We start from the raw sequence: 12,634 nt of genomic DNA, 5'->3' as shown, positions 1-12,634 counted from the left end.
GGCGGCCACTAGAATCCGGAGCGCGATCAGCCCGCGTCCCGGCCACACCGGGTGGCCCCACCCGGACGCGGCAGAACAGAGGAGTCGGAGAGTTGGTGGCGTACCTCCGGGCACATCGGCGTCGTGCCGGACTGACCCTGGAAGCCCTTGCGGAGAGCACCGGGCTCACCAAGAGCTACCTGTCGAAAGTGGAACGCGGCATCAGCACGCCGTCCATCGCGGTCGCCCTGAAGATCGCGCGAGCCCTCGACGCCGACGTCGGGCAGTTGTTCTCCGACGGCCTCGACACCGACACGATGACGGTGGAGCGCCACGACGAGCGGCTACCGGCGGCCGACGGACCGGGTGCCGCGGTGTACGACCCGATCGCCGCACGGATAATCGGAAAATCGATGCAGCCGTTCATCGTTCATCCGACGACGGAATCCGGTTCGGACTTCATGGAACACCCCGGCGAGGAGTTCGTGTTCGTCACCGAGGGCACCGTCGAGGTGAGCATTCCCGACCGGGTGATCACCCTGGACCAGGGCGACAGCCTCTACTTCGACGCCAACACCCCACACCGGGTGCGCTCGGTGTCACCGACCCGCGCCTCACTGGTGGTCGTCGTCTACGACCAGGACACCGCGCCGGGCTCGCCGGGGCGGCGCTGCGGTCCGGCCGTCAAGACAGTTTGACGGCCTTCGCGATCGGCAGGACCCGCTGCTGATTGTCGACCCACTCACGCATCACGACCATCTCCTCGCGACGCTGCACCGAATCCCACGTCGCCATCTCGATGTTGCCGACGAGGTTCTGGCTCTCCTTGATCACGCGTTCCCGCTTGGCTTCCGCGATGCGGTCACGGTACCGCTTGACGGAGATCCGCAGATCCTGCATCGCGTCGATCTCGCTCTTGACGACCTCGATCGGACGCAGCACGTCGTCGTCGAGCTCGGCCGGATCCTCGATCCCGGCGGCGACGAGCCGCTGCTTGAACAGGTGGATGCGGTAGATGTCGTTGTGGATCCGGCGTGCCACGTCGTCGAGCTTCTCCGGAGTGATCCGGATGGCGGCCACATCGTTGCCGGCCCAGTCCAGGAACGCCTTGAACAACGCCACCTCGGTCGCCAGATACACCAGCAGCGCCACCTCGGTGAGCACCTTCGGATCGTCCGGGTGCGGCCGCGACTTGACGCTCAGCAACTCACCCTTGACCAGCACCTCGTGCTTCGGGAACACCCGGTGCAACAAATCCAGGTAGACGCCGGGACTCACCTTCTTCGCACGGATGCGAGTGATGCCGTACTCGTAGCGGGCCGTCCACTCGCCGCCGTCGTTCGGGATGTCGTACAGGAACACCCGGATCGGATCGCCGTGCGAGAAGGACACCTCCGCACCGGTGTTGTCGGAGGCCACGTCGCCGGAAGCGGCCTCGTCGGAAACGGCCGATACGGCATCGGAGGGGACGTCGGCTGCGGTCGACTCGTCGACGGTGTCGTTGTCGGTGGCCATGATCAGTGGGCGGCCGTGTACGCCTTGACGATGTCGGCCGCGATACGGCCGCGAGTCGAGACGGCGTAACCGTTGCCTGCGGCCCACTCACGGATCACCTGGGTGCTCGGCGCGTCCGTTGCCGGCTTCGCGGGCCGCTTCCGGCCGCCCACCTTCTCGGCATGGCGGATGTAGTAATCCAGCTTCCGATGGAACTCGGTGGCGTTCTTGTCGTTCAGATCGATCGTGTACTCGACACCGTTCACCGCGAAACTGATCGTTTCACCGCCGACGTCGATGGGCTCACCATCAAGATCATCGATGAGCTCGACAATTACCTTCTCTGCCACGTGTCACTCCCGAGGTTCACCAGCAAGCTGCAACGGCAGCCTACGGGACAACGCCACACACAATTCGATGTGTCTCATCGATGAGGCAATGCGGCCCGCGTCACCACACCGGCGACCGCCGCCTTCGCGTACTCGACATCCTGTTCCGGCTGAGCACCACTGACACCGATCCCGCCCACGACCTCACCGTCGACCACCACGGGCAAACCCCCGGGCAACGTCGTCAGCGACGGTGCCGTCTGCGCGTCGATGAGGTCGGCCAACGCCGGATACCCGTCGGCCAGACCCGAATACGCCGTCGTCGGAATCCCCATCAACGCAGCCGTCGCAGCCTTCGCCCGCGCCACCCCGGCCGTGAACCACGCCGCACCGTCGTCACGAACCACCAGCAGATCGTGGCCCCGCACATCCACCACAGCCACGCTCACCCGATTCCCGTCCCGCCGCGCCGCTTCCACCGCCGCATCCGCCGCGAGCCGTGCCGCCGCCGAATCCAGTCGAACTGCCATACCGAGGTCCTCCCTGTGCGCCTTTTCGGTAGTAACCACTATCAAAAGGTGCACAGGTGTGCAGTGCCTGCACAACGAAAACTCCCCACCTGCATATCGCAGGTGGGGAGTTCGTGGCGGTGGCGGAGGGATTTGAACCCTCGGTACGGGGTTACCGTACACAGCATTTCGAGTGCTGCACCTTCGGCCGCTCGGACACGCCACCGCCGAGAACTGTACCGGAGTCGACGCTCAGCCTGAAATCGGCAGGTCAGCCGTTGTTTCCGGTGAGTTTGTCCTTGATGGTGGAGGCGGCATCCTTGACCTTTTCGCCCGCATCCTTGACGGCGGATTCGATCTGGTCGCCCTTGCCTTCGTTCTCGAGGTCCTTGTCGCCGGTGGCGTTCCCGGCGGCTTCCTTGGCTTTGCCGCCGAGATCCTCTGCTTTGTTCCGGGCTTTGTCTGCGATTCCCACGAGTGACCTCCGTGAATCCGACTGGAACCTTGCGGTTCGGGTGCTCGTCGAGCACCTGCCCTCCACGACAGCACGATCCGGCGCAGAGTGCACGCGACCGGCCCCGTCCGGTGTCAGGATTTTCGGTGTCGATACTGGTCGACGTGTCAGCGCTGGGTACGAAAGAATTTTTCGAGGACGTCGGCGCACTCGTTTTCGAGGATGCCGCCGCGCACTTCGGGGCGGTGGGTGAGGCGCCGGTCGCGGACGACGTCCCACAGGGACCCGGCGGCCCCGGTCTTGGGTTCCCAGGCCCCGAACACGACGCGTTTCACGCGGGCGAGGACGAGGGCGCCGGCGCACATCGTGCACGGTTCGAGGGTGACCGCGAGGGTGGCGCCCTCGAGACGCCAGCCGTCGCCGAGAACACGGGCCGCGGCCCTCAACGCGAGGATCTCGGCGTGGGCGGTGGGGTCACCGGTGGCCTCGCGGGCGTTCGCGGCCCGCGCCAACTCCACACCGTCCGCGTCGAACACGACGGCCCCGACGGGGACGTCTCCGGCGGTGGCTGCCGCAGCAGCGTCGAGGGCGGCCCGGATCAGCTGTTCGTCGTCGCGCAGGGTCGTCGGGGAGGGCAGGGTCACCGGGGAAGTTTGTCGAGCGCCGCCGACAGTTCCGACTCGAATCCGCAGCGTTGCGCGATCATGCTCAGCTGCTCGTCGGGATACAAGTCGGTCTCGGCGAGGATCACCCCGAGGACGGCGTCGGGCAGCCCCAGGTCGGACAGCACCGCGAGGTCGCCTTCCTCCCACGGTTCGATGTCGTCGAGGTCGTCGGGGTCGATGTCGGGGACGGGAACGTTCAGGGCGTCGAGGACGTCGGCGGCGATGTCGTAGTCGATGGCGGCGGTGGCGTCGGAGAGGAGCAGACGCGTGCCGGTCGGGGCGGGACGGACGATGACGAAGAACTCCTCGTCGACGTCGAGGAGGCCGAACACGGCGCCGGAGCTGCGCAGCTCGAGCAGTTCCTTCTCCGCGGTCCGCAGGTCGGTGCGCGCCCCGTCGGTGAGCGGCGAGCACGTCCAGCGTCCTTCCTCTCGAACCACGGCCATGCCGAAGCCGTCGAGGTCCTCGATCGAACCTGTGGAGGCGCTGTTCTCGTTCGCGCGCTGTGCACCCATGCGGGCAACGGTAGCCCGCCCGGCGCCTCCATAAGAAGTCCAGCAGTGAATGTGCCAACCTGTTCGAGTGGCTCTCTCGGTTCCCGCACCTGACGTCTGTGTTCTCGGCCTGGGTCTGATCGGAGGGTCGGTGCTGCGTGCAGCCGTCGCCGCCGACCGGACCGGGTGGGGTTGGAACCGGTCGACGGGTGCGGTGGACGCCGCCCGCCTCGACGGTTTCGACGCCGACACCGATCTGGTGGCGGTGTTGCGCCGGGCCGCCGATGCGTCCGCCCTGATCGTGGTGGCGGTGCCGATGCCGGCCGTCGACGCCACGCTCGCCGCGATCGCCGAACACGCCCCCGGGTGCCCGGTCACCGATGTCGTCAGCGTCAAGTCCGAGGTGGCGGCGGCCGTCGCCCGGCACGGTCTGCAGGACCGATTCGTGGGCGGGCATCCGATGGCGGGCACGTCGCAGTCCGGGTGGGAGGCCGGAGACGCCGACCTGTTCCGGGACGCGGTGTGGGTGGTGGGCGCCGACGACGGCGTCGACCCGGGCATCTTCGGTCAGGTGACGCGGCTGGCATCGGACTGCGGCGCGGTGGTGGTGCCCGCCGGATCGGCCGAGCACGACGCCGCGGTGGCCCGGGTCTCGCATCTGCCGCACGTGCTCGCCGAGGCACTGGCCCTGTCGGGGGCGGCGGGCGGCGATCTGGCGCTGGGCCTGGCGGCCGGATCGTTCCGGGACGGCACCCGCGTCGCCGGCAGTGCGCCGTCGCTGGTGCGGGCGATGTGCGAGGGCAACCGGGACGCGCTGCTGACGGCGCTCGACGAGACCCTGGAGGTTCTCGCGCAGGCACGTGCCGAGTTGTCCGGGCACGGCACGCTCGCCGGGCTGATCGAGCCCGGACATGCGGCACGGCTGCGTTACGAGAACCGGGAACGCTGGGCCATCGAGGGCATCGTCCCGGGGTCGGAGAACTGGCTCGAGCGGATGCGCGACGCCGGACGCCGCGGCGGGGTGCTGCGGCCGTGAGCGGTCCGGGAGTGCCGGGGCTCGCCGACCGGGCACGGGCGCTGGCCAAACGCGAGACGACGGCCACCGAGCAGGTCCGGGCGACGCTCGACGCGCTGGACGGGCTGCTCGGCACGCCGTGGGAGAACCTGGTGGCGGCCCGGTGCGACGACGCCGCGGTGGCGGCCGCGGCCCGGGCGGACGAGGCGATCGCGGCGGGTGACTGGATCGGGCCGTTGCACGGGATCGCGGTGGCGGTCAAGGACAACATCGACGTTGCGGGGATGCCGACACGCTGCGGCAGTGCAGTTCTCGCCGATGCGCCGCCGGCGGTGTCCGACGCCAGGATCGTGCAGCAGTTGCGGGAGGCGGGGGCGATCGTGGTCGCCAAGACGCACCTGCACGAGTTCGCGTACGGGCCGACGGGCGCGGTGAACGTGGCCGGTCCGGCGGCGCACCCGCACGATCCGAATCTGATCGCGGGCGGCTCGTCGTCGGGGTCGGCGGCGCTGGTCGCGAAGGGGATCGTCCCGCTCGCGGTGGGCACCGACACCGGGTGCAGCACCCGGGGCCCCGCCGCCCTGTGCGGGGTCGTCGGGTTCAAACCGAGTTTCGGCGCGCTGCCGACGTCGGGGGTGTTCCCGCTGTCGACGTCGTTCGATCATGTGGGGCTGCTGGCCGCCGACGTTCTCGACGTGTCGCTCGCGTGGGGTGCGCTGCCCGGTGTCGCGCACGTGCGCACCCCGGTCGCGGGGTTGCGGGTGGGACGGTTGCGGGGCGGCAACTGGGACGTCGAGGATCCGGTGGTCGCGGCCGCCATCAATGCAGCGCAGAGCCACCTCACCGATGCCGGCGCCGACGTCGTCGACGTGGAACTCCCGGAGACGGACCAGCTTCTGGAGGTGTATCCGGTCGTCACCGGGTCGGAGGCGTACGAGACGCACCGGCCGTGGTTCGAGGCGCACCCCGAGCGGTATCAACCGCCGACCGCGGCGCTGCTGGCGGCGCAGCGGGACCGTCCGGCCGTCGACTACATCCACGCGATCCGTGCCGCCGAACGCCTTCGCCGGCAAGCCCTTTCCCGGCTGCGCGGCGATCTGGGCCTGGACGTGCTGATCACCGCGACCACTCCCCTGCGGTCGGTGACGCAGGAGCAGGCTCGTTCGTCGGATCCGTCGGTGGCACGAATCCCGTTGCTGCGCATGTGCAGTCCGTTCAACGTGCTCGGGGTTCCGGCGCTGTCGGTGCCAGTCCGGGGCGACGACGGCATCCCGGTCGGGGTCCAGGTGATCGGATTGCCGACCACGGCGGGCGGGCACGGCTCGCATCCGGCGGAGTCCGCCGCGCTGGCGGGTGCGCTCGCGGTGAGCTGACCGGCCGCCGGGTCAGGTGAGCTGGAGCGTCGTCACGCAGGTCGGGTCGTCGTCGTGGGTGGATATCTCCGAGGTGACCGAGCGGTCACCGCTCTCGAGGCTGATGGTCGCGTCGACGGCACGCGGCAGCCACAGCCCGAAGAAGCCGTTGTCGTTGGTACGGAGTGTCTCGTCGACGAGCACGGCACCGGTGGAGCGGTCGGTGACCTCGACCCGGATGTCCTCGCCCGGCAGCTCACCGAGACACGTGGTGAGGCTGTGGAAGAAGCACTGGTGGGTCCGGCCGGCGTAGGGCGCGATCGAGACGTAGAACTGCTCGTCGGGCAACGCCAGGGAGGCCGTGGCGCCGTTGTCGTCGGAGAGTTCGACCGTGCGCGGCTCGACCGATGCGAGCAGGTCGGTGGGGCGCTCGGCGACAGGCATGGTCTCCAGCCGAGTGATCACCTCGCGGGCGTCGAGGCCGTCGAGGTCGTACCGGGCGAGCAGGTTCGGGGACGGGGTCGCCGACGACTCCCCCGGGTCCGTCGCCCCACATCCGACGAGGAGCGTCGCTGCTGCCAGCGCGCCGGTGAGGGCCGTGAGTGTCTTCCTGAACGCGGTGCGAGCCATGCCGCCGACAGTACCGGGACAGCTACGGGGTAGGGGTATGAGGGCGGGTGTTCAGATCCGCTGCGCGAGCCCCGGATAGTCGAGGACGAAGCCGTCGGCGTCGACGGTGACGGACGACGACGACACCGGCGACAGGACGTGGACACCGTCGGGTCCGCTGCTGTAGGTCAGCGACGCCTCCCGCACGGCGAGGTCGGGCAGATTGACGTACACGACGGGGACCTGGACGTCCTCGGATTCGTGGTGCAGGCCGAAGCGGCGGATGGGCAGGGTGTTGAAGAAGGGGCTGAGCACGACGTCGACGTCCTTGGCACCGGCGAACCCGGACCGCAGGTGGGTGGTACCGGTTTCGACCATCCACACGCCGTCCTCGTCACGGCTGATCGACATGTGCCGTTCCCCGGCCGCGAGGGCGGTGTGCAGGGACAGGCGCCGGGTCACGCCGTTCTCGTCGGTGACGAGGTCGTAGGACGCGCTGAAGGCGGGGTGTTCCGGGCATGCGCCGCCGACGACGCGGCCGGTCGCCTTGATCCGGTTTCCGCTCAGCTGCACCCGTACCGATTCCATGCGGGGCGCGGAATGCGCGCGCCACGTCAGGACGGCAGGCCAGGGTGACACGGTGCTCGGGGTGCTCACGGCCTCTACGGTAGGCGACGGAGGCCGTCCGGGAGGGGACGGTGGGCGGGATTGCTTCGTACGCGTCGTCATTCGGACATTTCGGCGTGTTCGGTGACGTGTTCGAGGGCCGCGATCCGCCGCGAGAACACGACCAGGGCGAGCAGTCCGACCGCGACGTTGATCAGGGCGCCGAATTCTTCGGCGACGAAGTTGAACACCTCGGTGAGCAGGATCGTCACCAGGGCGGCCGCGCGCAGCATGCGGACCTGCCGGATCCCACCGGCGCGCAATCGGAGGATCGCCGCCCAGCAGAGGACGAACGCGACGAGCGACCCGCACAGTTGCCCGATGGTGGCGATGTCGCTGCCGGTGCCGCCGTCGAGGTCCTCGGCGAGGGTCGCGAGCGCGTGGACCACGCCGGTCGTGGAGTACACGGTGAGCGCGAGGGCGGCGATCCACAGGGTCCGGGTGGCGTCGAGGACCGCGGTCGCCCGGTCGTGCAGTCGCCGGCCGACGCCGTCGAACCGGCCGGCCGGTCGGGTTCCGCAGTGTGCCAGCAGTTCTTCGACGGCGGCGACGGTGCCCGGGTCGGTGCCGGTCGCGGCGGCCCGCCGCAGTTGCTGCCGGGCCTGGTCCCGGCGGGAGGCGGTGAGTCCCCGGACGAGTCCGTCGGCCGCGGTCGCGGCGGCGTTGGCGAGGTCTTCGCTGCCGGACCGCCGCCGGGCGTCGTGGATCCACCGGTTGAGGAGCAGCAGCGCCACCACGACGACGTACATGATGGCGACGGACGGCTGGAAGAAATAGTCGTTGGTCTGGGTGACGAATTTGCCGACCTCGTCGAGGAACAGCCCGAATCCGATACCGCCGGCGACGACGGCCACCATCCGCGGCAGGGCACCGAGGAACGAGAAGACGATGACGAGGGCGATCACCATGGCCAGCCCGCCCCACAGGGCGTGCGCGATGTGCAGGGTGGAGCCGCCGATCTGCGGGTAGCCGGTGGCGTGCAGGTAGGCGCGGGTGACGAGGATCGTCAGGATCCCGATGACGACGAACGTCTCGACCAGGACATCGGCGTGGGCGTCCCGCAGCATCCGGGGTCGACGGGGCCCGACGGACGGAACAGGGTCCGAGGAGATGGTCGTCATGGGGCACAAGTCCTTTCGACACAGGCCGACACTCCGCGGCGCACCGCGGGTCTTTACTTTCACCTGCCGCCGCCGCAAGGTTGAAGTGGTTCCACCTGAGTGTTGCGGACGAATCCGAACCAGATAGCTGTCACCAGAGATTTGGAGGATAGGGCATGACCGAAGGCTGGGGTCGAATGGACAGTCCGTTCGACGATATTTTCGCGAGATTCTTCGGGTCGGGGCGCACCGCCCAACCACCGGTCCAGCGCGTCGATCTCGGGCGGCTGCTCGACGACGGCGCCCGGACGCTGATCGCCACGGCCCGGGACGCGGCCGTGGACTGGGGCAACAGTGAGATCACCCCGGAGCATCTGCTGTATGCGGCGGCGCAGAACGATCCCACGCGCGGTGTGCTGAGCAGTATCAATCTCGATCCGGACGCCGTGGCCACCCGGATGGCCGAACATCTGGACCGGCACGGCGCCCCGAAGACGACACCGGCCGCCCCGAACCTGAGCCCGGCCGCGAAGCTGGCGTTGCGGACGGCGCAGCAGCAGGCGAGCGAATCGGGCAGCAGTTTCATCGGCCCCGAGCACATCCTCATCGGTATCGCCGCCAATTCGGAGTCCCCGGCCGGGAAGGAGTTGCGGGGCGCGGCGATCGAGGGTGAAAAGGCTTCGGCGGCACCGAGTTCCACGCCGACATTGGACGAGTACGGCCGCGATCTCACCGCGCAGGCCCGCGCCGGCAACGTGGATCCGGTCGTCGGGCGCGCCGAGGAGGTGGAGCAGACCATCGAGATCCTGTCCCGCCGCCGCAAGAACAATCCGGTTCTCATCGGGGATCCGGGGGTCGGCAAGACCGCGATCGTGGAGGGGCTGGCGCAGCGCATCGTCAACAACGACGTCCCGTCGACGCTCGCGAACCGCAGGGTCGTCGCGCTCGATGTCGGGTCGCTCGTCGCGGGCACCAAGTACCGCGGCGAGTTCGAGGAACGGTTGACGAAGATCCTCGACGAGGTGAAGACGCATTCGGACGAGCTGGTGCTGTTCATCGACGAGTTGCACACGATCGTCGGTGCGGGTGCCGGCGGCGAGGGCGCGATGGATGCCGGCAATCTGCTCAAGCCGGCACTGGCCCGCGGCGAACTGCACGCGATCGGCGCCACCACGATCGACGAATACCGCAAGCACATCGAGAAGGATGCCGCGCTGGAGCGGCGGTTCCAGCCGGTGCTCGTCTCGGAGCCGTCCGTCGACGACACCATCGAGATCCTGCGCGGGCTGGTCGACAGCTACGAGACGCACCACCAGGTGCACTACAGCGACGAGGCCCTCGTCGCGGCGGCCGAATTGTCCGACCGGTACATCACCGACCGGTTCATGCCGGACAAGGCGATCGACCTCGTCGACCAGGCCGGTGCCCGGGTGCGGCTGCGTACCCGCACCCCGGACGTCGACACCCGTGCCGCGGAGGAGGAGATCGCGCGGCTCGAACGGGAGAAGGATTCGGCGGTCGGGCAGGAGGACTACGAGAAGGCGACCGCGCTCAAACAGCAGATCACGGAGGCCAGGGAACAACTGGGCGCGACTCCCGACAAGGGCTCCCCCGAGGTGACCGTTCTCGACATCGCGCACGTGGTGTCGCGACAGACGGGAATCCCGGTGGCGGACTTGACGTCCGAGGAACGCGAGCGGCTGATGAAGCTCGAGGACGTCCTGCACGCCCGGGTGATCGGGCAGAACGAGGCCGTCACCGCGGTCGCGGAGGCGGTGCGCCGGTCCCGGGCCGGGCTGTCGGACCCGAACCGCCCCATCGGTTCGTTCCTGTTCCTGGGCCCCACCGGTGTCGGCAAGACGGAGACCGCGAAGGCGTTGGCGGAAGCCGTGTTCGGGGACGAGGACCGGATGGTCCGGTTCGACATGAGCGAGTTCCAGGAGAAGCACACCGTCTCCCGGCTGGTCGGCGCTCCGCCCGGCTATGTCGGTTACGAGGAGGCCGGGCAGCTCACCGACAAAGTGCGCCGGCAGCCGTACTCGGTGGTGCTGTTCGACGAGGTCGAGAAGGCGCATCCGGACGTGTTCAACGTGCTGCTGCAGCTGCTCGACGACGGCCGGGTCACCGACGCGCAGGGCCGCACCGTCGACTTCAAGAACACCATCGTGATCCTCACCAGCAACATCGGCTCCGACCTGATCCTCGGCGCGAAGGGTGAGGACGTCGAAGACCTGGTGCCGACGCTGATGGAGCGGCTGCGGTCGCACTTCCGGCCCGAGTTCCTCAACCGGATCGACGAGACCATCGTCTTCCATCGGCTCGACCAGACGGAGCTGCGGCAGATCATCGAGCTGATCCTCGACGGCACCCGCCGCCAGCTGCACGCGCAGAACGTCGAACTCGACATCACCGAGGAGGCCGTCGACTGGCTGGCCGACCGGGGCTACGAGCCGGAGTTCGGGGCGCGGCCGCTGCGCCGGACCGTCCAGAAGGAGCTCGACAACCGGCTGGCCGGGCTGCTGCTGTCGGGCGAGCTCGAGCCCGAGGACATCGTCCGGGTGTCCGCGAACGGCGGCCTCGAACTCGGCGTCGTGCACCGCAACGGGGCCGAGGGGTCGCTGCCGACCGAGTCGAAGAAGGCGTCGTCGGACACCTGATCGCCCGGCTTCTCCTCCCGAACGCCCCGGTCGTCACGGTCGGGGCGTTCGCGTGGCCCGGTGTGACGCGGCCAGGTCGGAGGACTCGAGTAACGTGCTCCTGTATCTGTGCGTGAGGAAGGGTGCCGTGACGTCGACCGGGAACATGGTGGGGCTGTTCGCCGGTATCGGCGGGGTGGAGTCGGGTCTCCACCGCCACGGTTGGGAAACCGAACTGTTGTGCGAGATCGATCCGGGTGCACAGCAGGTGCTGCGCACCCGGTTCGACGGTGTCGACCTGCACGGGGACGTCACGAAGCTGCGGTCGCTGCCGGCCCGCACCGAGTTGGTCGCGGCGGGTTTCCCGTGCCAGGACCTGTCGCAGGCGGGCCGCACCGCCGGGATCACCGGGGCCCGGTCCGGGCTGGTCGACGAGGTGTTCCGTCTGGTCAGGCGCAAGAAGGGCCCGCGCTGGCTGCTGATCGAGAACGTGCCGTTCATGCTCAACCTCGGCCGCGGCGCGGCGATGCGGCACATCACTGACGCCCTCGAGGATCTCGGCTACACGTGGGCGTACCGGGTGGTGGACGCGCGCGCGTTCGGGTTGCCGCAGCGCCGGCAGCGGGTGCTGATGCTGGCGTCGCGCACCGACGATCCCCGCGAGGTGCTGTTCGGGCAGGACGCGGGCGTCCCCGACGAGGGCGACCCGGCGCAGTACCCGTGCGGCTTCTACTGGACCGAGGGCGTCCGCGGCCTGGGGTGGGCCGTCAACGCGGTGCCCACGCTCAAGGGCGGCTCGACGGTGGGGATCGCGTCCCCGCCGGCGGTGCGCCTGCCGTCCGGGGAGATCGTCACGCCCGGGTTGATCGACGCCGAACGGCTGCAGGGGTTCGACCCGGACTGGACGGCCCCCGCCACCGAGTTGAAGGGTATCCGCAACGGGCACCGGTGGCGTCTGGTCGGCAACGCGGTGAGCGTGCGGATGGCCGAGTGGGTGGGCGGGCGCCTCACCGAGCGCATCGCCTACAGCCCCGACCACGAGACCCCGCTGCGGCCGAGCGACGCGTGGCCGAGCGCCGCCTGGGGCCGGAACCGGCAGGCGTTCCGGGTGCACGAGTCGCACTGGCCGGTGCAACACCCGTACGAGGATCTCAGCGGGTTCCTCGAACATTCCCAGCTGCTGTCGGCGCGGGCCACGGCCGGGTTCCTCAAACGGGCCCGCACCGGCAGCCTGCGGTTCCTGCCCGGCTTCCTCGACGACGTCGAAAACCATCTCGAACGGATGGGCGGCTACCCGGAGGCCGCAGCCTGACCCCGGTGCGAGGATGGAGG

The 12,634-nt window shown here is 69.3% G+C and carries 14 protein-coding genes and 1 tRNA gene; 5 read left to right on the top strand and 10 right to left on the bottom strand.

Annotation, left to right across the window (positions count from 1 at the left end):
- The first annotated feature begins 92 nt into the window (after window positions 1-92).
- Window positions 93-677: a helix-turn-helix domain-containing protein gene (locus Q5696_RS01725; RefSeq protein WP_305093524.1), complete on the top strand. Its 585-nt coding sequence runs from the start codon at window positions 93-95 to the stop codon at window positions 675-677.
- On the opposite strand, the gene Q5696_RS01720 is transcribed toward Q5696_RS01725, so the two are convergent.
- The 7 genes from Q5696_RS01720 to Q5696_RS01690 form a co-directional block, all read right to left on the bottom strand.
- Complete coding sequence (locus Q5696_RS01720) at window positions 664-1,494, bottom strand: hypothetical protein (RefSeq protein WP_305093523.1); 831 nt, start codon at window positions 1,492-1,494, stop codon at window positions 664-666. The genes Q5696_RS01725 and Q5696_RS01720 overlap by 14 nt on opposite strands.
- 2 nt (window positions 1,495-1,496) lie before the next feature.
- Window positions 1,497-1,823 (bottom strand): histone-like nucleoid-structuring protein Lsr2, encoded by a 327-nt coding sequence (locus Q5696_RS01715; protein WP_305093522.1) that lies wholly within the window; start codon window positions 1,821-1,823, stop codon window positions 1,497-1,499.
- 74 nt (window positions 1,824-1,897) lie between these two features.
- Window positions 1,898-2,332, bottom strand: a complete 435-nt coding sequence (locus tag Q5696_RS01710) for a heme-binding protein (protein ID WP_305093521.1) — start codon at window positions 2,330-2,332, stop codon at window positions 1,898-1,900.
- Between the two features lie 114 nt (window positions 2,333-2,446).
- Window positions 2,447-2,537, bottom strand: a tRNA-Ser gene (locus Q5696_RS01705).
- A 45-nt stretch (window positions 2,538-2,582) separates the two neighbouring features.
- Window positions 2,583-2,786, bottom strand: coding sequence for a CsbD family protein (locus tag Q5696_RS01700; RefSeq protein ID WP_305093520.1), 204 nt, complete (start codon window positions 2,784-2,786; stop codon window positions 2,583-2,585).
- A 146-nt stretch (window positions 2,787-2,932) separates the two neighbouring features.
- A complete protein-coding gene (locus Q5696_RS01695; RefSeq protein ID WP_305095099.1) occupies window positions 2,933-3,403 on the bottom strand; it encodes a nucleoside deaminase in 471 nt (156 codons plus the stop codon).
- Window positions 3,404-3,405: 2 nt separating this feature from the next.
- Window positions 3,406-3,945, bottom strand: coding sequence for a tRNA adenosine deaminase-associated protein (locus tag Q5696_RS01690; protein ID WP_305093519.1), 540 nt, complete (start codon window positions 3,943-3,945; stop codon window positions 3,406-3,408).
- 49 nt (window positions 3,946-3,994) lie between these two features.
- Here Q5696_RS01690 and Q5696_RS01685 point away from each other — a divergent pair, with 49 nt between their 5' ends.
- Window positions 3,995-4,960: a prephenate dehydrogenase gene (locus Q5696_RS01685; protein WP_305093518.1), complete on the top strand. Its 966-nt coding sequence runs from the start codon at window positions 3,995-3,997 to the stop codon at window positions 4,958-4,960.
- On the top strand, window positions 4,957-6,312 hold the full coding sequence (locus tag Q5696_RS01680) for an amidase (RefSeq protein WP_305093517.1): 1,356 nt from the start codon (window positions 4,957-4,959) through the stop codon (window positions 6,310-6,312). Before Q5696_RS01685 ends, Q5696_RS01680 begins: the two co-directional genes overlap by 4 nt.
- 12 nt (window positions 6,313-6,324) lie before the next feature.
- On the opposite strand, the gene Q5696_RS01675 is transcribed toward Q5696_RS01680, so the two are convergent.
- The 3 genes from Q5696_RS01675 to Q5696_RS01665 all read right to left on the bottom strand — a co-directional run bounded on the left by Q5696_RS01675 (window position 6,325) and on the right by Q5696_RS01665 (window position 8,687).
- Window positions 6,325-6,921, bottom strand: coding sequence for a CueP family metal-binding protein (locus Q5696_RS01675; RefSeq protein ID WP_305093516.1), 597 nt, complete (start codon window positions 6,919-6,921; stop codon window positions 6,325-6,327).
- A gap of 51 nt (window positions 6,922-6,972) precedes the next feature.
- A complete protein-coding gene (locus Q5696_RS01670) occupies window positions 6,973-7,557 on the bottom strand; it encodes a putative glycolipid-binding domain-containing protein (protein ID WP_305093515.1) in 585 nt (194 codons plus the stop codon).
- A 68-nt stretch (window positions 7,558-7,625) separates the two neighbouring features.
- On the bottom strand, window positions 7,626-8,687 hold the full coding sequence (locus tag Q5696_RS01665; protein WP_305093514.1) for a hypothetical protein: 1,062 nt from the start codon (window positions 8,685-8,687) through the stop codon (window positions 7,626-7,628).
- Window positions 8,688-8,842: 155 nt separating this feature from the next.
- Between Q5696_RS01665 and Q5696_RS01660 the strand changes: the two genes are divergently transcribed.
- Entirely contained in the window at window positions 8,843-11,323 is a 2,481-nt protein-coding gene (locus Q5696_RS01660) for an ATP-dependent Clp protease ATP-binding subunit (protein ID WP_305093513.1), read from the top strand.
- A 127-nt stretch (window positions 11,324-11,450) separates the two neighbouring features.
- On the top strand, window positions 11,451-12,614 hold the full coding sequence (locus tag Q5696_RS01655; protein ID WP_305093512.1) for a DNA cytosine methyltransferase: 1,164 nt from the start codon (window positions 11,451-11,453) through the stop codon (window positions 12,612-12,614).
- The last annotated feature ends 20 nt before the right edge of the window (window positions 12,615-12,634 follow it).

This window comes from Prescottella sp. R16 (assembly GCF_030656875.1).
Taxonomy (GTDB): Bacteria; Actinomycetota; Actinomycetes; order Mycobacteriales; family Mycobacteriaceae; genus Prescottella.
This window is presented reverse-complemented; position numbering and strand designations above follow the sequence as displayed.